20 protein-coding genes are annotated in these 23676 nt (G+C 68.3%); 9 read left to right on the forward strand and 11 right to left on the reverse strand.

What is annotated here, in order from left to right; translation table 11 throughout:
* Nucleotide 1: 1 nt before the first annotated feature.
* A complete protein-coding gene (gene nirB / locus AC1DC5_RS16230) occupies nt 2–2698 on the reverse strand; it encodes a nitrite reductase large subunit NirB (RefSeq protein ID WP_476865813.1) in 2697 nt (898 codons plus the stop codon).
* Between the two features lie 269 nt (nt 2699–2967).
* On the opposite strand from nirB, the gene nirD reads away from it, so the two are divergent.
* Complete coding sequence (gene nirD / locus AC1DC5_RS16235) at nt 2968–3345, forward strand: nitrite reductase small subunit NirD (RefSeq protein ID WP_441405832.1); 378 nt, start codon at nt 2968–2970, stop codon at nt 3343–3345.
* A gap of 16 nt (nt 3346–3361) precedes the next feature.
* On the opposite strand, the gene AC1DC5_RS16240 is transcribed toward nirD, so the two are convergent.
* Nucleotides 3362–5101 (reverse strand): phospho-sugar mutase, encoded by a 1740-nt coding sequence (locus AC1DC5_RS16240; RefSeq protein ID WP_441405833.1) that lies wholly within the window; start codon nt 5099–5101, stop codon nt 3362–3364.
* A gap of 137 nt (nt 5102–5238) precedes the next feature.
* Between AC1DC5_RS16240 and AC1DC5_RS16245 the strand changes: the two genes are divergently transcribed.
* Nucleotides 5239–5718, forward strand: coding sequence for an RrF2 family transcriptional regulator (locus AC1DC5_RS16245; protein ID WP_441405854.1), 480 nt, complete (start codon nt 5239–5241; stop codon nt 5716–5718).
* A gap of 29 nt (nt 5719–5747) precedes the next feature.
* On the opposite strand, the gene AC1DC5_RS16250 is transcribed toward AC1DC5_RS16245, so the two are convergent.
* Nucleotides 5748–6566 (reverse strand): purine-nucleoside phosphorylase, encoded by an 819-nt coding sequence (locus AC1DC5_RS16250; RefSeq protein ID WP_441405834.1) that lies wholly within the window; start codon nt 6564–6566, stop codon nt 5748–5750.
* A 118-nt stretch (nt 6567–6684) separates the two neighbouring features.
* Between AC1DC5_RS16250 and AC1DC5_RS16255 the strand changes: the two genes are divergently transcribed.
* Genes AC1DC5_RS16255 through AC1DC5_RS16265 form a run of 3 tightly spaced genes read left to right on the forward strand, consistent with a single transcriptional unit; the run spans nt 6685 to nt 9466 of the window.
* Nucleotides 6685–8100 carry an NAD(P)H-quinone dehydrogenase gene (locus tag AC1DC5_RS16255; protein WP_441405835.1) on the forward strand — a complete coding sequence of 472 codons (1416 nt, stop codon included), beginning with the start codon at nt 6685–6687 and terminating at the stop codon, nt 8098–8100.
* Between the two features lie 34 nt (nt 8101–8134).
* A complete protein-coding gene (locus AC1DC5_RS16260; protein ID WP_441405836.1) occupies nt 8135–8875 on the forward strand; it encodes a hypothetical protein in 741 nt (246 codons plus the stop codon).
* Between the two features lie 45 nt (nt 8876–8920).
* A complete protein-coding gene (locus AC1DC5_RS16265; protein WP_441405837.1) occupies nt 8921–9466 on the forward strand; it encodes a flavodoxin domain-containing protein in 546 nt (181 codons plus the stop codon).
* Nucleotides 9467–9469: 3 nt separating this feature from the next.
* Here AC1DC5_RS16265 and AC1DC5_RS16270 read toward each other — a convergent pair whose 3' ends face one another.
* Both AC1DC5_RS16270 and AC1DC5_RS16275 read right to left on the reverse strand, forming a co-directional pair.
* The gene (locus tag AC1DC5_RS16270; RefSeq protein WP_441405838.1) at nt 9470–10162 is read right to left on the reverse strand and encodes a hypothetical protein; all 693 of its coding nucleotides are present in this window, start codon (nt 10160–10162) and stop codon (nt 9470–9472) included.
* Nucleotides 10163–10225: 63 nt separating this feature from the next.
* Nucleotides 10226–10858 (reverse strand): hypothetical protein, encoded by a 633-nt coding sequence (locus AC1DC5_RS16275; protein WP_476865814.1) that lies wholly within the window; start codon nt 10856–10858, stop codon nt 10226–10228.
* A gap of 355 nt (nt 10859–11213) precedes the next feature.
* On the opposite strand from AC1DC5_RS16275, the gene AC1DC5_RS16280 reads away from it, so the two are divergent.
* From AC1DC5_RS16280 to AC1DC5_RS16290, 3 genes are all read left to right on the forward strand, one after another.
* On the forward strand, nt 11214–11813 hold the full coding sequence (locus tag AC1DC5_RS16280) for an excalibur calcium-binding domain-containing protein (RefSeq protein WP_476865837.1): 600 nt from the start codon (nt 11214–11216) through the stop codon (nt 11811–11813).
* A gap of 329 nt (nt 11814–12142) precedes the next feature.
* Nucleotides 12143–12481 (forward strand): hypothetical protein, encoded by a 339-nt coding sequence (locus AC1DC5_RS16285; RefSeq protein ID WP_476865815.1) that lies wholly within the window; start codon nt 12143–12145, stop codon nt 12479–12481.
* Nucleotides 12482–12628: 147 nt separating this feature from the next.
* Complete coding sequence (locus AC1DC5_RS16290) at nt 12629–13075, forward strand: hypothetical protein (protein ID WP_476865816.1); 447 nt, start codon at nt 12629–12631, stop codon at nt 13073–13075.
* Between the two features lie 15 nt (nt 13076–13090).
* Here AC1DC5_RS16290 and AC1DC5_RS16295 read toward each other — a convergent pair whose 3' ends face one another.
* The 3 genes from AC1DC5_RS16295 to AC1DC5_RS16305 are packed head-to-tail and all read right to left on the reverse strand — an operon-like array spanning nt 13091 to nt 18319.
* Entirely contained in the window at nt 13091–14647 is a 1557-nt protein-coding gene (locus AC1DC5_RS16295; protein ID WP_476865817.1) for an FAD-dependent oxidoreductase, read from the reverse strand.
* Nucleotides 14644–16893, reverse strand: a complete 2250-nt coding sequence (locus AC1DC5_RS16300) for a molybdopterin oxidoreductase family protein (RefSeq protein WP_476865818.1) — start codon at nt 16891–16893, stop codon at nt 14644–14646. The genes AC1DC5_RS16295 and AC1DC5_RS16300 overlap by 4 nt, the downstream gene beginning before the upstream one ends.
* Before the next feature lies 1 nt (nt 16894).
* A complete protein-coding gene (locus tag AC1DC5_RS16305; RefSeq protein ID WP_441407084.1) occupies nt 16895–18319 on the reverse strand; it encodes an MFS transporter in 1425 nt (474 codons plus the stop codon).
* Between the two features lie 288 nt (nt 18320–18607).
* Here AC1DC5_RS16305 and AC1DC5_RS16310 point away from each other — a divergent pair, with 288 nt between their 5' ends.
* Nucleotides 18608–20020, forward strand: a complete 1413-nt coding sequence (locus tag AC1DC5_RS16310; protein WP_441407085.1) for an MFS transporter — start codon at nt 18608–18610, stop codon at nt 20018–20020.
* A gap of 143 nt (nt 20021–20163) precedes the next feature.
* On the opposite strand, the gene AC1DC5_RS16315 is transcribed toward AC1DC5_RS16310, so the two are convergent.
* The 3 genes from AC1DC5_RS16315 to AC1DC5_RS16325 form a co-directional block, all read right to left on the reverse strand.
* Nucleotides 20164–20895, reverse strand: coding sequence for a glutamine amidotransferase (locus AC1DC5_RS16315; RefSeq protein WP_476865819.1), 732 nt, complete (start codon nt 20893–20895; stop codon nt 20164–20166).
* A gap of 67 nt (nt 20896–20962) precedes the next feature.
* Complete coding sequence (locus AC1DC5_RS16320; RefSeq protein ID WP_441407102.1) at nt 20963–22783, reverse strand: acetyl/propionyl/methylcrotonyl-CoA carboxylase subunit alpha; 1821 nt, start codon at nt 22781–22783, stop codon at nt 20963–20965.
* A 157-nt stretch (nt 22784–22940) separates the two neighbouring features.
* Entirely contained in the window at nt 22941–23618 is a 678-nt protein-coding gene (locus AC1DC5_RS16325; protein WP_441407087.1) for a Maf family protein, read from the reverse strand.
* Between the last annotated feature and the right edge of the window lie 58 nt (nt 23619–23676).

The following is a 23676-nucleotide window of genomic DNA, read 5'->3' on the forward strand; positions in this document are numbered from 1 at the left end:
GCTATACCTCGTTCTTGTCGAACAGTTCCGGGGTGGCGGCACGGACCGGGATGGAAGAACCGATCAGGACCTTCCCCTTCTCTTCGGCCGTGGCGGGGCGCATCTGGCCGCGCTCGTCCGGGACGAAGGAGATGGAGTCGTCCTTCTGGTCCGGGGCGTTGACGAAGGAGCGGAACCGGCGCAGGCGCTCCGGATCCTTGAGGGTGTCGGCCCATTCGTCGACGTAGGTGTCCACGTGTTTGGCCATGGCGGCCTCGAGGTCCGCGGCGATGCCGAGGGTATCGTGCACCACCACGTCCTCGACGTGCTTGATGCCGCCGTCGAGCTCCTCCTGCCAGCGTGCGGTGCGCTGCAGGCGGTCGGCCGTGCGGATGTAGTACATAAAGTAGCGGTCGATGTACTTGAGCAGCGTCTCGTCGTCGAGGTCCTTGGCGAGCAGCTGGGCATGCGCCGGGGTGGCGCCGCCGTTGCCGCCGACGTACAGGTTCCAGCCGTCGGCGGTGGCGATCACGCCGACGTCCTTGCCCCGGGCCTCGGCGCATTCGCGGGCGCAGCCGGAGACGCCCATTTTCAGCTTGTGCGGGCTGCGGAGGCCGCGGTAGCGCAGTTCCAGCTGGATGGCCATGGCCACCGAATCCTGGACGCCGAAGCGGCACCAGGTGGAGCCGACGCAGGACTTCACCGTGCGCAGGCTCTTTCCGTAGGCCTGGCCGGATTCGAATCCGGCGTCCACCAGCAGCTTCCAGATTTCCGGGAGCTGCTCCAGCCGGGCGCCGAACATGTCGATCCGCTGGCCGCCGGTGATCTTGGTGTAGAGGCCGTACTGCTCGGCCACGGCGGCGATGACGCCGAGCTTCTTGGGGGTGATCTCGCCGCCGGCAATGCGGGGGACCACCGAGTAGGTGCCGTCCTTCTGCATGTTGGCGAGGGCACGGTCATTGGTGTCCTGCAGGGTGCCGCGGCCGGCGTCCAGGACGTAGGCGCTGTTCTGGCTGGCCAGGATGTTGGCGATGGTCGGCTTGCAGATGTCGCAGCCGGAACCTGTGCCGTACTTCGCCATGACCTCCTCGAAGGAGGCCAGTTCCAGGACGCGGATGGTTTCGAAAAGTTCCTGGCGGGACAGCTCGATGTGCTCGCAGAGCGCCTTGGAGACTTCGACGCCGGACTTGGTCAGCTCGGTTTCCAGCAGCTTCTTGAGCATCGGCACGCAGGAGCCGCAGCTGGTTCCGGCGCGGGTGCAGCCCTTGAGTTCGCCAAGTTCCTGGACCGGGGCGTTGCCGTCGCACGCCCCGCAGCCGTTGACGGCGTCGCGGATGCTTCCCGCCGAGACGTTGTTGCACGAACACAGGATGGCGTCGTCCGGCAGTCTGATTTCAAGGGCTTCGCCCCCAGCGTCGCCGCCGCCGGCCGCCGTGAGGTAGGCGCCGGGCTCGGCGGCCAGTTCGCGGCCCAGCACGGGGCGCAGGGACGTGTAGGGGGTTGCGTCGCCGACGAAGATGCCGCCGAGGAGGGTCTTGGCGTCGTCCGTGGTCACGATCTTCTGGTAGACGCCGCGGGCGGGGTCGGCGTAGACGATTTCGAGGGAGTGCTCGGTCCGGGCGAAGGCGTCGCCGAAGCTGGCGACGTCGACGCCGGAGAGCTTGAGCTTGGTGGCGGTGTCGAAGCCGGGGAAGGTCGCGTCGCCGCCGTGCAGCCGGTCCGCGACGATCTCCGCCATGGTGTTGGCGGGGGCCACGAGGCCCAGGCACATGCCGCCGAAGTTGGCGACCTCGCCGATCGCCCAGATGCCGGGGACCTCCGTGGAACAGTCGTCGGAGATGACCACGCCGCCCCGCTGGCCGAGCTGGAACTGCTGCTCTCCCTTTTGCCCATCCGGGCCATCCGCGGCGCGGAACAGCTCGTCGCGGGGTTTCACCCCGATCGCGACGATCACCAGGTCGGCGTCGATGATGCGGCCGTCGGCCATCAGCACCCCGGTGACCTGGCCGTCGTCGTCGGAAAGGACTTCGGAGGGGAACACGCCGCCGTGGACGGTGAAGCCCTTGGCTTCGATGAGGCGGCCCAGGGCCTGCCCGGCGCCCTCGTCCAGCTGGGTGTTCATGAGCCAGGGGGAGCCGTTGATGACGATCGGGGTGGCACCGAGCTGCTCGGTGCCGGCCGCGGATTCGAGGCCCAGCAGCCCGCCGCCGATGGTGACGGCGTTGACCTTGCGGCCCAGCTTCTCCGTCAGTTCCGTGATCGCCTGGTTGATGGCCCAGACATCTTCCAGCGTCCGGTAGACGTGGGTGAGTTCGGCTCCCGGGATCGGCAGGCGGGCGGCGTCGGAGCCGGTGGCGACCACCAGTTCGTCATACGGGTACACGGTGCCGGCCGCGGTGGTGACAGTTTTGCCCGCGGTGTCGATGCCGGTGACGCGCTCGCCGGTCTTCAGCGAGAGCGCCTCGTGGTCCCACATCGCTGCGGTGCCCAGGGTGAGGTCGACGTCGGCGTCGGTGAGGGCTTTGCTCAGCGCGACGCGGTCATAGGGGAGGTGGGCTTCCTCGGTGAGGACGGTGACGTGCCAGCCGTCCAGGCCCCGGGCATGCATGGCATCGGCGAAACGGTGGGCGGCAGGGCCGCCTCCGGCAACCACGATGCGGCGCTGTGCTGTTGTGCGCTCTGCGCCCTGGTTCTGGGGGCTTGAAGTCTGTCCGGTCACTGTGGGCCTTTCGCATGGGCCGCAGTCGGTGCTCTGCGACCTTCTCAATCGAAGTGTCCCTCCAGACTAGGCAGGCGCAGTTTCGCTTCAGTTTCCCTTATGTTTCGTGATCTTAACTTCTGCATCACGAACGCGTTTCCGGCTGCGTGAGGTCTCTTTTACCCGCCGGACACATTAACTGCATGCCGTTGAAACACCCCGGGCCTAGCTTGGGTATGTGGCCGCAGGAGCGCCTGAGCCCGTTAGTGATGGATCAGAAAGGGGCCGAAATGACTGCCGTACTTGAGAGCGCAGCACGGAGCTTTGTTGAACACCCCAGCTTTGGGACCGGCTGGCACCGTGTGTGCGCCGTGGAGGACCTGGAACCCGCCTGGGGCGAGGCCGCGTTGATCGCCGGCCGCCAGGTGGCGTTGTTCCGGACCGTGTCCGGTGAGGTTTACGCCGTCGCGCAGGAGGATCCGGCCACCGGGGCGCACGTCATGGCCCGCGGCATTACCGGATCCCGCGGCCCGCGCCCGACGCTCGCCTCGCCGCTGCACAAGGAGGTCTATGACCTGGCCACGGGGGAGTGCCTGGGCACTCCGGAACTCCGGCTCCAAACCTTCGGTACCCGGATTGTGGGCGGGTACATTGAGGTCGAGCTTTAGGAGCTGACGCCGGGAGTTACAGTCCCAGCGCCTCACGGACGTCCGCCAGGACGCCGTCGAGGGCGGCGCGCGCCTCAAGCCGCGCCGCGGGCAGTTCGGCGGCTGAGCCGACGTTGCGGATGACCTCCAGGTAGCACTTGAGCTTGGGCTCGGTTCCGCTGGGGCGGATGATGATGCGGCTGAGGTCCCTTGTGAGGTACAGCAGGCCGTCGGTGGGCGGAAGCTGTGCGCTGCCCTCGGCGAGGTCCGTGACGGTTTCAACGGCGGAGCCGCCAAAGGATTCCGGCGGGCTGACGCGCAGCCGGTTCATCATGGCGTCCAGCAGGCCCAGGTCCGCGACCCGGATGCTGAGCTGGTCGCTCGCGTGCAGCCCGTGCACGAGGTACAGCTCGTCGAGGGTGTCGAAGATCGACTTGCCGTCGGCTTTCGCCGCTGCGGCGAATTCCGCGATCAGCACGGCCGCGGAGATTCCGTCCTTGTCCCGGACCAGGGAGGGCGCGACGCAGTAACCCAGCGCCTCCTCGTAGCCGTATAGCAGCCCGGGAACACGGGCAATCCATTTGAAGCCGGTGAGGGTTTCCTCATGGGTGTAGCCCGCCGCCGCCGCGATCCGCGCGAGCAGCCGCGAGGAGACGATCGAATTCGCGAACACTCCCGTTGTGGCTTCTTCGCCGGCGGCGAGCCGCGCCACGACGTGCGCACCGAGCAGTGCGCCCACCTCGTCGCCGCGCAGCATGCGCCACGCGCCGGTGTCCGGATCCTTCGCGGCAACCGCGGCGCGGTCGGCGTCGGGGTCGTTGGCGATCACGATGTCCGCGTCCACCCGGGCGGCGGTTTCCAGGGCCAGGTCCAGGGCGCCGGGCTCTTCGGGGTTCGGGAAGTTCACCGTGGGGAAGTCGGGGTCCGGTTCGGCCTGCTCGCTCACCAGGGTGACGTCGGCAAAGCCGGCCGCGTGCAGCACCGCCACGGCGGTCTCGCCGCCCACGCCGTGCATGGGGGTCAGGACGATCTTGAGGTCGCGGGCCGGGAAATGCTCCGGTGCGGCCAGCGCCGCGACGGCCGCCTCGTACTCGGCCGCGATGGACGGAGCCAGGGTGGTCCAGCCCTCCGTCGCCAGGGCGATGCCGGACAGCTCGCCGACGGCGTCGATCTTTGCGGCGATCAGGGCGTCGTACGGCGCCACGATCTGTGCGCCGCGTCCGCTCTCCTCGACGGCGTGCCGGCCCAGGTAGACCTTGTAGCCGTTGTCCTGTGGCGGGTTGTGGCTGGCGGTGACCATCACGCCGCCGTCGCACTCCAGGGCCCGCACGGCATAGGCGAGCAGCGGGGTGGGCAGGGCGGCCGGCATCAGAAACGTCTCGACGCCGGCGGCGGTGAGGATCGCGGCGGTTTCTTCCGCGAAGATGTCGGAGTTGTAGCGGGCGTCGTAGCCAACGACGGCGCGCGGCCGGGTGCCGGGGGCGGCCTGCGCGACGGCGTCGGTCAGGAAGGCTGTGAACCCGGCGGCGGCGCGGCGCACCACCACGCGGTTCATCCGGTTCGGGCCGGGGCCGAGGGCTGCCCGCAGGCCCGCGGTGCCAAACTGCAGGGTGCCGCTGAAGCTGTCGGCGAGCTCCTGGCGTGCCGCGGCGGTGCCGTCTCCGGCGAGCCGGACCAGTTCGGTCAGGGCGGCAGCGGTGGCGGGATCCGGGTCCTGTGCGGCCCAGGTGCGGGCTTCGCTCAGCAGGCGGGTGAGTTCGGCATCGGAGGACGTCATAGGAACCAAACTAGCGCCAATCACCGCGGATGCCTCCCTCGACAAGCGAGAGTGCGCCTTACAGATCGGTCACAGCCGGCGTACACCCCAGCCCTTGACAGGAAATTTTCCGGACACGTAGCGTCTGGAATATGAAGATGGGCCGTGGGGTGGAGTGGGCGGTGCACAGTTGCGTCAACATGGCGTGGACACCGCCCGGCGAGGCGGTCAACAGCGCCCGGCTGGCCGAGTACTACAAGCTCCCGGGGGCTTATCTCAACAAACAGCTCCAGGCACTGGTCCGCGCCGGGATTCTTGGCTCCGTTTCCGGCCCGCGCGGCGGGTTCCACCTGGCGCGCAGGCCGGAAAACGTAACTGTCCTGGACGTCGTCCTGGCCCTGGAGAGCCCCGACCCGGTGTTCCGGTGTGAAGGCATCCTGGGCAACGTCCCGGATGCCGACACGGAACTGAACTTCGTCCGGACCTGCCTGATCTCCCAGACCATGCGCCAGGCGGAACTCGCCTGGCGGCAGGCGCTGGCCCGGCAAACGATTGCCGGGCTCGCGGACTCGATGGAACGGCGCTTCCCCCAGGACAAGGAAAAAGCCGTGCGCTATCTCGCGCCGCCGGGGAGCTAAGGCCGGAACCCGGACCCCACAGCCGGTTCCTAGAGCTTCGCGATGATCTCCGCGAGCAGCCTGGAAATGCGCGGGCCCGCGGCCTGGCCGGCCTCGAGGACTTCCTCATGGCTCAGCGGCACCGGGCTGATGCCGGCGGCGAGGTTAGTCACGAGCGAGATGCCGAAGACCTCCATGCCCGCGTGCCGGCCGGCGATGGCCTCGAGCGCGGTGGACATGCCCACCAGGTCCGCGCCGATCCGCTTGGCGTACTGCACCTCGGCCGGGGTCTCGTAGTGCGGGCCGGTGAACTGCGCGTAGACACCCTCGTCCAGGGACGGATCGACTTCGCGGGCCAGGCCGCGGATCCGCGAGGAGTACAGATCGGTGAGGTCCACGAAGGTGGCGCCTTCGAGCGGTGAGGTGGCGGTGAGGTTGATGTGGTCGCTGATCAGCACGGGGGTGCCGGGCGTCCAGTCCTCGTTGAGGCCGCCGCAGCCGTTCGTCAGGACCAGGGTCTTGCAGCCGGCCGCCGCGGCGGTGCGCACGCCGTGGACGACGGCGCGGACTCCCTTGCCCTCGTAGTAGTGGGTGCGTGCGCCCAGGACCAGGGCGTGTTTGCCCTCCTTGGTCAGCACGGAGCGGATGGTGCCGACGTGGCCCACCACCGAGGGGGAGGAGAAGCCGGGGACGTCGTCCGCGGAGAGGGTGGCGGTGGTCTCGCCGATTAGTTCGGCGGCGTCTCCCCAGCCCGAACCGAGCACCAGGGCCACATCGTGGGCCTCGATGCCCGTCTCCTTGGCAATGTAGTCGGCGGCGGCGCGGGCGGCGTCGAAGGGGTCCGTGTTCAGGAAGTCTGTTGTACTCACCGGTACAAGTTATCCTGCCGGCGGCGTGCTGCCCAGCACCGGGCGGTGTGTGGGGCCGGGTGTGGTGCGGGTCCGGATTCTTGGTGGTGCCGGTCCGGATGGTGGACAATGGACGATTGTGACTACGCATCCCGATTTCAGCTCACCCCGCATCGCAATCCTGGGCGGAGGGCCCGGCGGCTACGAAGCCGCCATGGTCGCCGCCTCACTGGGCGCGAAGGTCACCATCATCGAACGCGCCGGGCTTGGCGGCTCCGCGGTGCTGACCGACGTCGTACCCTCTAAGACACTGATCGCGACGGCGGACCTGATGACCCGCGTCGGCGAGGCCGGCGAGCTGGGCGTCAAGTTCGACGTCGACGGCGGCGACTTCGCCCCGGTGATGCGGGCCGACCTCAAGCACATCAACGACCGCCTCCTGGGGCTGGCGCGCCAGCAGTCCGAAGACATCCGCGCTGGCTTGGAGCAACAGGGCGTTCGGATCGTGATCGGTTCCGGCCGCATGCTGGACAACCACACCATCGAGGTCCTCACCGCCGACGGCACCGAAACCATCGCGGCGGACGCGATCCTCCTCACGGTCGGCGCCCACCCGCGCGAACTGCCTACCGCCCGGCCGGACGGCGTGCGGATCCTGAACTGGGCCCAGATCTACAACATGGACGTGCTCCCCGAGGAACTGATCGTCGTGGGGTCCGGCGTCACCGGCGCGGAGTTCGCCTCGGCGTACAACGGCCTGGGCTCCAAGGTCACCCTGATCTCCAGCCGCGACCGCGTGCTGCCGGGCTCCGACACGGATGCCGCCGAGGTCCTTGAAGGTGTCTTCGAACGCCGCGGCGTCAAGGTGCTCTCGCGCGCCCGCGCCGAGACGGTGGAGCGCACAGAGGACGGCGTGGTGGTCACCCTCGCCGACGGCTCAAAGGTCACCGGCAGCCACTGCCTCGTCGCCGTCGGGTCCATTCCGAACACCGCGGGGATCGGCCTCGAGGAAGCCGGAGTCGCGCTTACCGAGAGCGGCCACATCAAGGTCGACGGCGTCTCCCGCACCAGCGCGCCGAACATCTATGCGGCCGGCGACTGCACAGGCGTGCTCGCCCTGGCGTCGGTGGCCGCGATGCAGGGCCGGATCGCTATCGCCCACTTCCTGGGCGACAGTGTCACGCCGATCAAGCTGCACCAGGTGGCGTCCAATATCTTCACGTCACCGGAAATCGCCTCCGTAGGCGTCTCCGAAGCCGAGATCGAGTCCGGCAAGTACCAGGGTGACATCGTCAAGCTTTCGCTGAAGAGCAACGCCCGCGCCAAGATGCGCAACCACAAGGACGGGTTCATCAAGATCTTCGCCCGCAAAGGCTCCGGCACCGTGATTGGCGGCGTGGTAGTGGGTCCGAACGCCTCCGAGCTGATCTTCGCGATCTCCATTGCGGTCAAGCAGAAACTGCACGTCGACGACGTCGCCAGCACCTTTACGGTGTACCCCTCGCTGAGCGGTTCCATCTCGGAAGCCGCCCGGCGCCTGCACGTCCACATGTAGCGAACATACGCAGCGCCACCCGGAGGCAGTAGCCATGCAGAGTCCCCGCACCCTGGTGGAGTCTATGGAACTCAACCCGGCGCTGCCCTCCGGCCCGGAGGAACGGTTTGCCGGCTACGGTGTGATGTGCGTGCCGTTCGGCTCGGGCCACGTCCTTGCCCTGCGGCATTTTCCCGCCTCCTCCGTGGGGCCGGGCTACAGCTCGGTCTGGATCCGTGATCCTGCCGGCGTCTGGACGATGCACAGCACCACCGCGCCCGGCATCTCCTGTGCCCGCTACTTCGGCGGCGCCCTCGGAGCGGCGTCGACGGGCGGGATTTCCATCCGGTGGCGGGACGACTATTCCTTCAGGGTGGCGGTTGGAGACGGGGTGGACCTGACCTGGGAGGTGACGCTGGCCGCAACGCCGGTCACCCGGCTCATGTCGGCGGTGGCCGGATCGGTCCCGGAGCGGCTCTGGCGCAGCCGGACGTTCCTGCGCGCCATGGGGGCCGTCGCGGGCCCGGTGCTGGGTGCCGGACACATCGGGCTGACGGGCAGGGTGCCCAACGGACAGACTTTTGGTGCGCGCCCGCGGCAGCTGTGGTTTGTCCGCGGGAGCACAGCGCAGCTCCGGGGGCACAGTCTGGGTCAGGCGTCGGCCCTGCCCGTCCAGGACAGGCTGGGGGACTTCTGGATCCCGCAGCGCGGCATCTTCATGATCGGCTCGACAGTGTTCGAGCCCGTCGACCCGCCACGCACGTCGCCGCGGAGCACTGAACCGCAGACGCGGTGACGTTCGGCCCTACTTCTTGACTTCGATGCCAGACCAGAGTGGAACATGGCCAACATTTATATCCCATACGGCACCGTTGAGGGGCAGACGGCCCAGATCGCGGAGTACATAGCCGAATTGATCCGCGCCCACGGACACCAGGCAGAGACGGCGGACCTCAAACGTTCGGGGGACAGCCTTGCGGCGGGCTACGACGGCGTCATCGTCGCGGCGTCCGTGCACATGGGCAAGCACGAGGGGCACGTTACGGACTTTGTGAAGAAGAACCGCGAAGAGCTTGAGCGTCTCCAGTCCGCGCTCGTGTCGGTGAGCCTGGCTGCCCACGGCGACGAGGAGAACGCCGAGGGCTACGTGGCGAAGTTCGAGGAGGAGACGGGGTGGCGGCCCGCGCACGTCGGGTTGTTCGCAGGCGCCCTGCTGTACACCCATTACGGCTTCATCAAGAAGCACGTGATGAAGAAGATCGCCCGCGACAAGGGCTCCCTGGACACGGACACGTCCCGGGACTACGTCTACACCGAGTGGGACGGCGTCCAGCGTTTCACCGAGGGATTCCTGGCGCGGCTGGCGGCCCCGCCGGGCCGGGCCTAGGATTCAGGACCAGGCGTACGGGGGCACCGTATCTCCGGGCGCGAGGGGCTTGAACCAGTACTCGAAGCCGAGCCGGTCGGCGTCGTCCTCTAGAACGTCGAGGTTCTCCGAGTAGAGTGCCTGGCTGTCCGCGTCCTCCAGCAGGACTTCCTCAACCTGGGCCCGCCAGTCGTCGGGGAGGTCGAGTTCGTAGATGTCCTCGGTGATCTCCGCCTGGTCGAGCAGGCAGCGGACGGCGAGTTCAGCGGCGAGGCAGCCGGGAGCGGTCCAGCCCCGGGCCAGCGACGAAGTGACGTCGGAGGCGACCACAATGAACTTCTGGGTGAATTTCGCGTCGTAGCTGGCCGCGAACTGAGGCGGAAGCGAGGACAACACCGAGGTCCCGGCGACGTCGGACCCGGTGACCTCGTTGAGGTCGCTCAGCGTTCCAAGGTCGCGGAAGAGCTGGTCGATGAGGATGCTCGATGAGTTCCACAGGAGGCCTGCCAGCAGGCGCGTCTGGCTCACGGCTTTCTGGCGTTCCTCCGGCGAAACGGCGGCCATTTCGTCGAGGTCTTCGGGATCGAACTGAAGCCGCTGCTCAGGCGTCATGTCATCCGGGTGCGGGTCGAGACCCAGGAGCTCGAGGCTCAGCCCGGTCAGCTTCGCGGCGTCGGTCAATAGCTCTTCGGTGATGTCGTCGTCGTCGGCGCTCATGGCCCCGATGCTACCCGCCGGACGTCGCCGGTCCGATTCCTGTGACGCGCAGATGTCCGGCTGCTAGGCCGCAGCTGCGCGTCCATGCCCGGCGGCGGTGCTGCCGCTCGCCATCCGGGCGGAGACAACGTAGCTGATTCCGGCAATCAAGGGAACCACGCTTGCCGCGGCGAGAGCTGCGACCGGACCCGACCTTCCAATCACCGTGATCAGGAGGGGCAGCGCGCCCAGGGCAACGAGCATCCAGCCGGCCAGTGCGGCGCGTTTCAAGCCGAGGACGGCGGCCGGGAAGGACAGGGCGACGACGCTGACGGCGATTACCGGTCCGTTCTCGCTGATGAAGGCGCGCAGGGCGGCGGGGTCGAAGGCGAGCCACACGCACGCCGCGATGAAGGAAGCCGTGAGGGCGAGCAGGAGGGGAGCGGTGGGTGCCGGCCAGAACCAGGCCGCCACGGCGAGGATGAGCATCGGCAGCACCCACGCGGCGGTGATCAGCAATCCGGTATTTCCACCCGGATCCTGCAGGGCATTGCCGGCAATGAAGACGCCCGCGAGGACCGTGAACACGGCCATCACGGCGGCCCCGGTGCGCTGCAAAGCCGTGGCCCGCTGCCGCGGGTCCTTCTCGCGCGTCATGAAGATGACGACGGCGACTACAACGATCGCGCCGAGCGCCAGGATGATGGGGACGTTCATGGGGTGCCTCCTGCGATGAACGGAACCTATGTCCAGTACACGCCGGGCGAGGGGAGGTGACAAGGGGAGAACGGCCCGATCGCAAAGGCAGGGGTTTACACCGCCCAACGCCGGGCTTCCCGATCGCACTTTCCTCATGACAGTTGGACGCGGCGCCATATTCGGGTACCAAGGCTCGGCTTGGTCGGATGGGGGTGCTGGTGCTGATACTTTAATGTTCAAGCGCGCCCGTCGGAAGCCTTAGGCATTGACGCCCTTTTCCGATGTCCTGGCCGCGATGACAGTTACCGGGCATCGCCCGGCAGGGGGAAATTTGAAGAAGGTACTCGCGCTCGTCATTTTTGCTGGTTTGCTAATGACAGGGTGTGGCAGCAAGTCCGCACAAACGACGGCGACGCCGTCAGCATCCGCGACGCCGTCAGCATCCGCGACGACTGGGCTCGTGTCGGGTATCACGGTCCCGGACGTTGTCGGTAAGAGGCTGGACAACGCCACCGAAGAGCTGAAGGGTCTTGGCCTGAAGGTCGAAGCAACAGATACGGCAGTTGGTAAGTCCATTTTCGTTGAGTCGAACTGGCAGGTAACGACCCAAGATGTCTCGCCGGGAGCCACGGTGGCTAAATCCTCCCGGATCAGTCTTGGCGTCGTACACCTGACTGATGCAACACCGGCACCGACAGCAGCGCCGGTCGTGGCGCCGCCAGCTGCCGTGGTGGCGCCACCGGTCGTCGTACCTGTCCCTGCGGCCCCTCGTGCAGTTCCTGTTGTACCGGCGGCCCCGGCAGTGCCGGCGGCCCCTCGTGCAGTTCCGGTTGCACCGGCGGCTCCGGCTGCTGCACCCTTTGCGAACTGCACCGCTGCAAGGGCCGCGGGTGCTGCGCCCGTCTACAGGGGCACCCCCGGGTACGGTAAGCACCTCGACCGCGACGGTGACGGAATCGGCTGCGATAAGTAGGCAGTAAAAAGTGGGGCCACCTGCTGGGTGGCCCCTCTTTTGTGTTAAATGTCCAGGTCCCCGAGACTGTTCACAGATACGTTCCGTGCTGCGTCGCACCGGTGTCCGGGCGCCCTGTTTGGCCCCAATCCGTGTGGTTTGGAGGCCGCGTAGCCCTAGCCAGCGGTCGTGCCAGAGCCCCCGTGGACGGACCGGCACCCCGGGCGGTTCCTGGTGACCACCCGCACGACGGGGTGAGGACCACTCGGACGGCAGCGCCCGCGAAGGGGAAAGGGAATAAGGGAAAAAGACCCTATTTCCGGGCGGGTTGACTATGCGATGGTGTCGCCATGTGGATCGTCGTGCTGCTCGCCATCGGAGTGGTGGTCGCTCTGTGGCAAGTCATCGTTGCCGGGCTCGTCATTTGGGCCCTTGTGGCCTGCATCAGGTGGTGGATCGCGGTCTTCGTGGTGGCGAGGCCGAAACCGAACCTCACCCGAAGGCCTGTCCAGACCCGGCCTGTGGCCAGACCGGTCCAGACCCGGCCGCAGCCCAAGCCCAAGAAGCCCGAGCCCGTCCGGGAACTGCCCGCGCCCGACTACCTGCCCCGGTGGACTGCGAGCCGGCGGCTGGATGCCGGCCGCGAGCATGCCCAGTGGCAGAGGCTGTTCGACAGCGCAGCGCAGTAAGTCCCTGCCAGGCAAGTGACCACAATGCGGCAGCGGGCCCTTGCCTGCGCCCTGCCTGGAAACCCTGCAACACTGAAGGATCCTGGACGCAGCCGACATCGCCTAGGATTCGATCAGGGTCACTGCCGTCTCATTGGGGGAAGCAACGTGCACATTTCAGATCACCGCGCCGCCGGGGCCATGACGCCCGCCGGGACGACAGCCACAACCGAACTCCCGGTTCCCGTTTCACGTCTGCGCTGGGCGCTGGTGCGCCGGCTGTCCTTTGCCATCCCGTTGGGGCTGCTGTTTGGCGTGATGCTGTTCAACGGCTTCAAGGTGAATGGGTCCGTGCCCGCGACGGCGGCCGCAATCGCTGGCGGGATGGGGCTGTCCTTCACCCTGTTCCTTGGCATCATCTGGACCGTCGGCCGCCGGCGTCGGGCCCTCTTTGCGGCCTGCGGCGGCGACCCGGATGCGGCCGGAGTACTGTTGTTCGGCGCCATGGCCCCCAAGATCGGGCGTCTCGGTCCTTACAGCGAAAGCGGCTTCCACCGGTGGGCCGCGGGGTTCGGCGCAGGAGGGGACGGCGGCAGGGGCGATTGGGGCCAATAAGTCGCCGAACCGGTGTCAGGCAGCGGCCCCCTGAAAGTGCTTTTCGATGATCCCCTTGATGTCGTCATGGCAGCCGCCGCAGCCCGTCCCGGCGCGGGTGGCGCCTGAGACCTCGCCCACCGTGCTGCAGCCGCCGGTCACCGCGTCAGCGATCTTCGTCCCGCTCACCCCGGCGCACCGGCACACCGTTCGCTCGGGGTCCCCGGCACCGGCAGCCGCAACCTGGTCCGGTCCGTCCAGGCGCAGCAGCAGCGACCGGTCCGCCGGAAGTTCGGCGCCGCGCTCGAAGAGCTGCACCAGCTCGGCCGCGCTGCGGGGCATGCCCACCGCCACCAGGCCCTCCAGCACCCCGGCGCGGGTGGTCATCTTCACGTAGCGGCCATGCTCCGGATCCGCCCACTGGGCGATCTGCAGCCTGGCCCGGCCACTCACGGCCCCGGAAGTCAAAGCCTCCTCGTCCCACGGCTCGGCGGAAACATCCCCCGCCACGGCCATGTTCATCCCCCGGGCCTTGAGCACAATCACGCCCGGGAGTTCCGCCGCCAGGGGAAGCAGCAGCTCGGCCTCCGGAGACTCCGTGGCCAGCAGTGTCAGGTACTCGGCGAGCCATTCGGCCTGCCGCCAGCCCGGGCCCACCAGCCCGGACGGGCCGCGTGCGGTCCGGCACTCCAGGCACTCGGGGTCCGGGCAGCGGACCTCAGCGCAGTCGCCGATCGCAAAGATGTGCGGCTCGTGGTGCGCCCGCAGCTTGTGGTCCACCAGGATCCCGGCGGCCGTCGACAGCCCGCAGCCTTCCGCAAGCTCTGTCCGCGGCCGGACCCCGCACGAGAGCACCAGCAGGTCGCCGTCGATCGCGGAGCCGTCATCGAGCAGCAGCGCCGAGAAGCCGCCGTCGGGCGCGTTGTGCTCCACACCGGTGGACCGGGCGTTGCCGGCCACGCGCACGCCGCAGTTCCGCAGGGACGCGGCGAGGACCGCGCCGCCGCCGCGGTCAATGTTGCGGCCCAGCGGGTGCGGGCCGTTGTGCACCACGGTGACCGTGGCGCCCTCCTCGGCCGCGGCGAGGGCCGTCTCCAGGCCCAGCACGCCGCCGCCGAGGACCACCACGCGCTTGCCGCCGGCCACCGCCGCCTGCAGCACCGAGGCGTCGCGCAGGTCCCGGAGCGCGGTCACGCCGGCAGGCAGCACCGGGGCCGCCGGGTCCGGGTTGAGCCCGGTGAGGTTGGGGATCACCGGCCGGGACCCGGTGGCGAAGACAAGCCGGTCGTAGCCGGGGGAGGTGCCGTCGGTGAGGACCAGCTGCTGCCTGGCGCGGTCCACCCGGCGGACCCGGACGCCCAGCCGGACGTCGACGCCGTCGGCAATCAGTGCCGCGGCGTCGGACAGTGCCAGGGCCGACGCCGTGGTCCGCCCGACGCCGAGATCCGCCACCAGCACACGGTTGTACGCGGCCTCCGCCTCCTCGCCGACCACCGTCAGGTGCAGAAGTCCGCCGCGGACCGCGGGCAGCAGCTCGTCGACCAGCCGCGCGGCCACCGGCCCGAAGCCCACAACAACAATGCGCTCAGTCATGACGCACCTTCCTTCTGCAGTTCATTGGCCGGCAGTTCACTGGCGCGGAGCTTGCCGGCGCCGGGCCGGACCCAGACGTGGCTGTTCTTGAACTCCGGCATCCCGGAGATCGGATCCGTCGCCGCCTCGGTGAGCCGGTTGGCGCTCTCCAGTTCCGGGAAGTGGAACGGCAGGAACACCGTTTCGGGCCGGATCTCCGTGCTCAGCTCGGCGCGGCAGGTCACCTCGCCGCGCCCGTTGGAAATCGAGACAACATCGCCCTCGGCAATGCCCTGCGCCGCGGCGGCCGCCGGATGGATCTGCAGCCTCGCTTCCGGCTGGGCCTCGGCCAGCGCGGCGACCCGCCGCGTCTGCGCACCGGACTGGTAATGCTCCATCAGCCGCCCGGTGATCAGGGTCATCGGCTTGCCGGCCTGGTCCGCGGCATCCGCGGCGGAAGCCGCGGCAGAAGCACGACGGCGGGGCGTCACCGGGGTGAACATGGCCCGCCCGTCCGCGTGGGCGAAGGCGTCAAGGAACAGCCGCGGCGTCCCGGTGCTGCCGGCAGGGAAGGGCCAGTAGGCCGCTTCGCCGCGGTCCAGCATGGCGTAGTCGATTCCGGAGTAGTCGGCCAGGCCGCCTTCGGAGGCGAGCCGGAGTTCCTCGAACACGGTCTCCGGATCCTCGCTGAACATCGAGGGGGCGTCCAGGGCTTCCGCCAGCCGGGTCATGATCCACAATTCGGTGCGAACCCCGGGCGGGGGAGCGATGGCCCGGCGGCGCCGGAGCACGCGGCCCTCAAGGTTGGTCAGGGTGCCTTCCTCCTCGGCCCACTGGGTGACCGGCAGGATCAGGTCCGCCTCGGCGGCCGTCTCGGAGAGGAAGAAGTCGCAGACCACCAGGAAGTCCAGGCTCCGCAGGCCGGCGATCACGGCGTTGGCGTCCGGCGCGGAGACCGCCACATTGGCGCCGTGCACGAACAGGCACCGGACGCCGTCGGGCTGTCCGAGGGACTTCAGGAGCTGGACGGCGGGGAGGCCGGGGCCGGGGATCAGCGTCTCCGGCACGCCCCACACGGCGGCCATGTGGGCGCGGGCGGCGGGGTCCGTGATTTTGCGGTAGCCGGGGAGCTGGTCCGCCTTCTGACCGTGTTCGCGACCGCCCTGGCCGTTGCCCTGACCGGTGAGTGTGCCGTAGCCGCTGCGGGCGGAGCCCGGGAGGCCCAGCAGCAGCGCGAGGTTGATGGCGGCGGTGGCGGTGTCCGTGCCGTCGACGTGCTGCTCCACGCCGCGGCCGGTGAGGATGTAGCTGCCGCCCCGGCGGGCTCCGTCGGCCAGCCGGCGGGCGGTGTCGCGGATCAGTCCGGCCGGGACACCGGTCAGGGACTGCACGCGTTCGGGCCAGTAGGAGGCGACGCTGCGGACGACGGCGTCGTACCCGGCGGTGCGGGCCGCGATGTAGCCGGCGTCGGCGAGGCCCTCGTGGATCACCACGTGGGAGATTCCGAGTAGCAGGGCGAGGTCCGTGCCGGGCAGCGGCTGCAGGTGCAGCCCGCCGCCGTCGGACGTAAATGCCGCGGTGGCCGAGCGGCGGGGGTCCACCACAATCAGCCCGCCGGCGTCGCGTGCGCCCTGCAGGTGCTGGACGAACGGCGGCATCGTCTCGGCGACGTTCGAGCCGAGCATCAGGATGGTGCTGGCGGAATCGAGGTCCTCCAGCGGGAACGGCAGGCCGCGGTCCAGCCCGAACGCGCGCATCCCGGCCGCGGCGGCCGAGGACATGCAGAACCGGCCGTTGTAGTCGATCCGCGACGTGCCCAGGGCCAGCCGGGCGAACTTGCCCAGCTGGTAGGCCTTCTCGTTGGTGAGCCCGCCGCCGCCGAAGACTCCGACGGCGTCCGCCCCGTACCGGGCGCGGGTGGCCTTCACCGCCGTGGTGACGAGCGCCAGGGCTTCGTCCCAGCCGATGGGGCGGTGCACGCCGTCGGCCCCTTTGAGCAGCGGCTCGGTGACCCGGCCGGGGTGGTTCAGCAGTGACGCAGAGGTCCAGCCCTTGCGGCACAGCCCGCCGCGATTGGTGGGGAAGTCGCGTCCGGACACGGCGAGGGGCGCGTCGGGAAGGGCAGAGCCCTGAAGTGCGACGGCGGCCTGCCCCGGCACGGGGTCTGACCCCGGCCGGAAAGCCGGGGTCAGAGCCGCTGGAGTGGTGAGCGTCATGGCGCACTGCAGAGCGCAGTAGGGGCAGTGCGTAGCGGCGCCGTTGGTCATGTTAGACGTGTCCCATCGCGTTTCGGTTGGCGTTGCGGATGTAGCAGAACCAGCAGACGGCCAGCATCAGGACGTAGGCCCCGACGAATCCGTAGAACGCCGGCGTGTACGAGCCGCTGGCGGTGTTGGAGGCGTTGAGGACCTGCGGGATGACGAACCCGCCGTAGGCTCCGATCGCCGAGATCAGGCCCAGGGCCGAGGACGCGAGCCGCTGGGTGGTTACCGTGCTGGCGCCGGACTTGGCGGCCCGGCTGGAGGTGGCGAAGATGATGGGTATCATCCGGTAGGTGGCGCCGTTTCCGAAGCCGCTGGCGGTGAAGAGCAGCAGGAACAGGCCCAGGAACAGCCAGAAGTTCTTCAGTGGCAGGGTCCAGATCATGGTCAGGGTGATGACGGCCATCGCTGCGAACGCGGCGACGGTCATCCGGGCGCCGCCCATGCGGTCCGCCATGCGTCCGCCGTAGGGGCGGGCCAGCGAGCCGACCAGCGGGCCCAGGAATGCCAGGGACAGGGCCACGGTGCCGACCCCGATGGAGGAGAACGCCGGGAAGTAGTCCTTGATGAGCTTGGGGAACACACCGGCGAAGCCGATGAACGAGCCGAACGTGCCGATGTACAGCAGCGCCATGATCCACAGGTGCGGCTCCTTGAGCGCGGCGAGCGAACCCGCGACGTCGCCCTTGGCGCTGGTGAGGTTGTCCATGTACTTCCAGGCGCCGAAGGCGGCGAGCAGGATCAGCGGGACCCACATCAAGCCGGCCATCGGCAGGTTCACGGTGCCGGCGGCCAGCAGTGTGATGGCAATCGGGACGGCGAGCTGTGCGACGGCGGCACCGAGGTTTCCGCCGGCGGCGTTCAGGCCTAGCGCCCAGCCCTTTTCGCGGGCCGGGTAGAAGAAGGTGATGTTGGCCATGGAGCTGGCGAAGTTGCCGCCGCCGAAGCCGGCCAGGGCCGCCACGAACAGCATGGTGCCGAACGGGGTCTCCGGGTTGGAGACGCACATGGCCAGCCCGATCGAGGGGATGAGCAGCAGCATGGCCGAGACGATGGTCCAGTTGCGGCCGCCGAAGCGGGGGACCATAAACGTGTACGGGATGCGGAGGGTCGCGCCCACCAGGCTCGGCATGGAGATCAGCCAGAAGATTTCCGACGTCGTGAAGGTGAAGCCGGCCGCGGGCAGCTGGACCACCACGATCGACCACAGCTGCCAGACCACGAAGCCCAGGAACTCAGCGAAGATGGACCAGTTCAGGTTGCGGCGGGCGATGGTGCGGCCCTGAGTCTCCCACTGTTCCTTGTTCTCGGCATCCCAGTTGGCGATCCAGCGGCCGGGGCGGAATTCAAGGGCGGGACCGCCGAGGGTGGTGCCGGCATGTGTGGCGGGGGAAATGCCGGTTGGGGCATCTGCGGTGCGTTCAGCAGTCACGGGGACCTCCTTGGGGGATGTTGTCCTTCCAAGGTAGGGAAGCCGCGTTTCCGGGACCGTCGCCGTTTGTTAACGTGCTGTGACGTTTGCCTATCGGCGCGTTTGTGACGACGTGAGGGGCGGATAGGGGGCATAGTGTGATGACCACCACGTGAGACAATTCCCAATGTCCAAATAGTGGACCATTTGTCCATTGACTGGACTCCCGGAACTATTATGTAAGCATACGTATCCCTATCCGGGCGGCTTAAGGCAGCACCAGTCCGGTCTTCATGAAAGCGCTACTACATGTCATCCACTTCTACATCCACGGAGCATGGGTCCGCCAAACCGGTGAACTCGCGCGGCCGCGTTATCGTTGCCAGCCTGGTCGGCACCACCGTTGAGTTCTATGACTTCTACGTGTACGCCACCGCCGCTGTGCTCGTTTTCCCCCGTCTGTTCTTCCCCGGACAGAACGAAACCACCCAGCTGCTGAGCTCTTTCGCAGTGTTTGGCGTCGCGTTCATCGCCCGCCCGCTCGGGTCAATCGTCTTCGGTCACTTCGGTGACAAGTTCGGCCGCAAGGGCACCCTGGTGGCGTCGCTGCTGACCATGGGTATCGCCACCTTCCTCATCGGCTGCCTCCCGACGGCGCTCGTCCCGGGCTGGGAGTTCTGGGCGCCGGCGCTGCTGGTCGTGATGCGCTTTGCCCAGGGTCTGGCCCTCGGCGGCGAATGGAGCGGCGCGGCCCTGCTGGCCACGGAGAACGCTCCGGCCAACAAGCGCGCCATCTACGGCACGTTCCCGCAGCTGGGTGCGCCGATCGGCTTCATCATCGCCAACGTGATCTTCCTGGTGTTCAGCTACGCACTGTCGCCGGAGGCCTTCATGGCATGGGGCTGGCGTGTGCCGTTCCTGCTGAGTGCCGTCATGGTCATCATTGGCCTCTACGTCCGGCTCAAGCTGATCGAGACCCCGGCCTTCACCAAGGTCATCGAATCCAATGAGGTCGCCAAGCTGCCGCTGGCCCGGGTCTTCAAGACCAGCTGGCGCCAGCTGATCCTGGGCACGTTCATCATGCTCGCCACATACGTGTTGTTCTACCTGATGACCACCTTCACGCTGACCTACGGCACCCGGGCCTCCAGCCTGGACGCCGCCAAGGCCGCAGCGGAGAAGGCCGGCAAGCCGATGACCGAGGCCGCAGCCGCGGCGTTCGTTCCCGGCCTGGGCTACAGCCGCAACGACTTCCTCTGGATGCTCATTGCCGGCGTCGTGTTCTTCGGTATCTTCACCCTGGTCTCAGGCCCGCTGGCCGAGAAGTACGGCCGCCGCAAGATGCTGATCGCCGTGACCTTCGGCATCATCGCCTTCGGACTGCTCTTCGTCCCGCTGTTCAGCGCCGGGTTCGTCGGCACGATGGCCCTGCTGATCCTCGGCTTCTCCCTGATGGGGCTGACGTTCGGACCCATGGGTGCGCTGCTGCCGGAGCTGTTCCCGACGAACGTGCGGTACACCGGCTCCGCCATCAGCTACAACTTCTCCAGCATCCTCGGTGCGGCGGTGGCCCCGTTCATCGCTGTCTGGCTCTGGGAGATGGGCAAGGGCAGCCCCATGCTGGTGGGCGTCTACCTCGCCTCCATGGCGGTCCTGACGCTGATCGCGCTGTTCGTCAGCAAGGAAACCCGCGATCTGGAGTACACCAACAACGTGGCCTGACGCCCGTCCCCGGTCTGGGCTGACGGTCCTGCCCAGTTACTGACAGAAATGCCCGGCGTGTTCGCTGAACACGCCGGGCATTTCCGTGTCGGCAGGAGGTTCCGGGAAAGTAACTGGGCAGGAGCGTCGGCGGCAGGCCGGGATCAGCGCGCGTAGAGCTCCACGAAGTTCCGCAGGATCTTCATCGGTTCCGTGGCGGTAAACCGACGGGCGTCCTCCATCAGCATTTCGGCAGATTCGGGCGGGAAGTAGCCGGCGTGGCGATAGATGTCGATCCTGGTGATCAGCCCCTCGGCATCCAGCTCGGGGTGGAACTGGGTGGCGTACAGGTTGGTCTTGATCCGGAACATGTGCACGGGGCAGGCGGCGGAGCTGGCCAGAAGCACCGCGTGGGAGGGGAGCGTGGTGCAGGCTTCCTTGTGGCCGGTGAAAGCAGTAAAGCTCTCCGGCATCCCGCGCAGGAGCGGATCCGCCAGCCCCTCGGCCGTCAGCTTGATGGTCACGCCGCCGAGCCCCTCACCGTAGGTCCGGTCGATCACGGCGCCCTGGTGCCGGCCCAATGTCCCGACCCCGTAGCAGGCACCGAGGAAAGGGAAATCCTCGGCGACGATTCGGTCGAGCAAGGCCGCGAGCTCGTGCTCCACCCGGTGCTGGACATCGCTCTTCTGCCCGGCGGGGTCGCTGGAGGTGAACGGGCTCCCGCCCACAATCACGCCGGAATAGTCGGAGGGCTCAATCGCCGGCAGCGGCCCGGCTTCCATCCGAATGCGCCTCAGCTGTGAGGGTTCGAGCCCGCCGTAGCGCAGGTAGGCCTCGTATTCGTCCTCGGCGGCGGCGTCCTCGGCCCGGGAGGCGAGGAGCAGGAATTGTTTCACACACCAAGTCTGCACGGGCTGGACACGGCGGCGCCAGAGGCGCGCCAGTGCCCCGCCGGTCGGGCAGCTACTCGGCGGCCGGGTCCTCGATGACCGCGATGATGGCACCGGCGGAGACAGTCTCGCCGGCGGCGGCAGTCAGTCCGATCACGATGCCGGCGCGGTGTGCGGTGAGCGGCTGCTCCATCTTCATGGCCTCCAGCACGACGACGAGATCGCCTTCCGCGACCAGGTCACCCTCGCCGACGGCCACCTTCACGATGGTGCCCTGCATGGGGGAGGTCAGGGCGTTGCCGCTGGCCGCCGCCGCGGCGCCGCCGCTGCGTGCGCGCTTTTTGGCCTTGGGCGGCTTGGCGCCGCCCGTGCCGCCGCCGTTGCCCAGCGACGCCGGGAGGACGACCTCGAGGCGCTTGCCGCCGACCTCGACGACAACGCGCTGGCGTTCGCCGGCGTCGGGCGTTTCAGCGTCGGTGCCGGTCGGCGTCCAGGCGGGGATGTCGTTGACGAAGGCCGTCTCGATCCAGCGGGTGTGGACCTTGAACGGGCCCTCGGCGGGAGCGAAGTCTGGGTTGGTGACGACGGCGAGGTCGAAGGGAATGACGGTGGGGATGCCCTCGACCACCATTTCCTCGAGGGCCCGCCGGGAGCGCTGCAGTGCCTGCGCGCGGGTGGCGCCGGTGACGATCAGCTTGGAGAGCATAGAGTCGAAGTTGCCGCTGATGACGTCGCCCTGCTCCACACCGGAGTCGATCCGCACACCGGGGCCGGTGGGGTTCTTGAGGAGCCTGATGGTGCCGGGCGCGGGCATGAAGTTCCGGCCCGGGTCCTCACCGGTGATGCGGAATTCGATCGAGTGGCCGCGGACCTCGGGGTCGCCGTAGCCGAGTTCTTCGCCGCGGGCCAGCCGGAACTGTTCGCGGACCAGGTCGATTCCGGTGACTTCCTCGGACACGCAGTGCTCCACCTGGAGGCGGGTGTTGACCTCCAGGAAGGAGATGGTGCCGTCCTGGCCCACGAGGAACTCGCAGGTGCCGGCGCCGAGGTAGCCGGCTTCCTTGAGGATGGCCTTGGAGGATTCGTAGAGACGGCGGTTCTGCTCTTCGGTGAGGAACGGGGCCGGGGCCTCCTCGACGAGCTTCTGGTTGCGGCGCTGCAGCGAGCAGTCGCGGGTGGAGACCACTACGACGTTGCCGTGGGCGTCGGCGAGGCACTGGGTCTCGACGTGGCGCGGGGCGTCCAGGAAGCGTTCGATGAAGCACTCGCCGCGGCCGAAGGCGGCGACGGCCTCGCGCACGGCGGATTCGAACAGTTCCGGGATTTCCTCGCGGGTGCGGGCCACCTTGATGCCGCGGCCACCGCCGCCGAAGGCCGCCTTGATGGCGACCGGCAGGCCGAACTTGTCCACGAACTCGAGGATTTCCTCGGCGGACTCCACCGGGTCGGCCGTGCCGGGAACCTGCGGGGCGCCGACCTTTTCGGCAATGTGGCGGGCCTGGACCTTGTCGCCCAGGGCGGAGATCGCGGCGGGGGAGGGCCCGATCCAGGTGATGCCGGCGTCGATCACCTTGGCGGCGAATTCGGCGTTTTCGGCCAGGAAGCCGTAGCCGGGGTGGATGGCATCGGCGCCGGAGCGCTGGGCCACCTCGATCAGCTTGTCCATCACGAGGTAGGACTCGGCGGCGGTGTTGCCGCCCAGGGCGTAGGCCTCGTCGGCGAGCTTGACGTGCAGGGCGTCGCGGTCCGGATCCGCGTAGACCGCCACGGAGGCGATGCCTTCATCGCGTGCGGCGCGGATGATGCGCACGGCGATTTCACCGCGGTTGGCGATCAGCACCTTGCTCAGCGGATGGGTGACTGCGGCGGTGCCTTCATTGGCTGATCGCTGCACGGGATTTGCGGACTGCTCCGAATTTGCTGACAAGGCGTCTCCTTCTTTCCTTCAGGGAGCCTAGCGCGGTTTTGTGGGTTCCGCCGATATTACTTGCGGATTCCGCGCGTAAAGCGCCCAACCTTTGTAGGGTTGCTACAAAGGCCTGCGAATTAGCTCACTCAGCCCGGAGCAGCGCGGGATCGGCGGCCCCGGTGGTCCAGAATTCGGTGATGTCCACCTGCGCCTGGCCCAGCAGCCCGCGGAGGGTGGAAATCGACAGCCCGACGACGGCGTGCGGGTCGCCGTCGACCTTGCGGATGAAAGCCCCGCCGTAGCCGTCGATCGTGAACGAACCGGCGCACTGCAGCGGCTCGCCGGTGGCGATATAGGCGTCGATTTCTTCGGGTGCCATCTCCATGAAATGGACCTCGGCGGAGGTGACGTGGCCGAGGGTGGCGCCGGAACCGGCGGCCCCGGACTCCCCGGATTCCTCCGTGTCGCGGCAGTCGACGAGCCAGTGGCCGGTGTGCAGCACTCCTTTGCTGCCGCTCATCCGGAGCATTCTCTCCCGGGCGACGTCGGCCGTGTACGGCTTGCCGTGCGCCTCGCCGTCGAACTCAAAAACGGAATCGCAGCCGATCACCAGGGCGCCGTCGGCTTCGGGCAGGGAGGCGACGGCCTCGGCCTTGGCCCGGGCCAGGAGCAGCGCCGTGTCGTGCGGGTCGGTGACGCCGTAGCGGGCCTGGACGGCGTCCTCGTCCACGTCGGAGACGAGGACCTCGTGCCGGATGCCGGCGTCGGTGAGCAACTTGGTGCGGGCGGGGGACTGGGAGGCAAGAATGAGGCGGGTCACCGCTCCAGCCTAGTTCACGGCGGCACAGCAACGCGGGGTCACCTGGCGCCCATCCCGA

The organism is Arthrobacter sp. 10L424 (genome assembly GCF_056395325.1).

Bases quoted from the DNA above. Each gene is read 5' to 3' on its own strand.
- nirD (WP_441405832.1), top strand. From the start codon at position 2,968: ATGACTGCCGTACTTGAGAGCGCAGCACGGAGCTTTGTTGAACACCCC.
- AC1DC5_RS16240 (WP_441405833.1), bottom strand. From the start codon at position 5,101: ATGACGTCCTCCGATGCCGAACTCACCCGCCTGCTGAGCGAAGCCCGC.
- AC1DC5_RS16245 (WP_441405854.1), top strand. From the start codon at position 5,239: ATGGGCCGTGGGGTGGAGTGGGCGGTGCACAGTTGCGTCAACATGGCG.
- AC1DC5_RS16260 (WP_441405836.1), top strand. From the start codon at position 8,135: ATGCAGAGTCCCCGCACCCTGGTGGAGTCTATGGAACTCAACCCGGCG.
- AC1DC5_RS16265 (WP_441405837.1), top strand. From the start codon at position 8,921: ATGGCCAACATTTATATCCCATACGGCACCGTTGAGGGGCAGACGGCC.
- AC1DC5_RS16270 (WP_441405838.1), bottom strand. From the start codon at position 10,162: ATGAGCGCCGACGACGACGACATCACCGAAGAGCTATTGACCGACGCC.
- AC1DC5_RS16275 (WP_476865814.1), bottom strand. From the start codon at position 10,858: ATGAACGTCCCCATCATCCTGGCGCTCGGCGCGATCGTTGTAGTCGCC.
- AC1DC5_RS16280 (WP_476865837.1), top strand. From the start codon at position 11,214: ATGACAGGGTGTGGCAGCAAGTCCGCACAAACGACGGCGACGCCGTCA.
- AC1DC5_RS16285 (WP_476865815.1), top strand. From the start codon at position 12,143: ATGTGGATCGTCGTGCTGCTCGCCATCGGAGTGGTGGTCGCTCTGTGG.
- AC1DC5_RS16295 (WP_476865817.1), bottom strand. From the start codon at position 14,647: ATGACTGAGCGCATTGTTGTTGTGGGCTTCGGGCCGGTGGCCGCGCGG.
- AC1DC5_RS16300 (WP_476865818.1), bottom strand. From the start codon at position 16,893: ATGACCAACGGCGCCGCTACGCACTGCCCCTACTGCGCTCTGCAGTGC.
- AC1DC5_RS16310 (WP_441407085.1), top strand. From the start codon at position 18,608: ATGTCATCCACTTCTACATCCACGGAGCATGGGTCCGCCAAACCGGTG.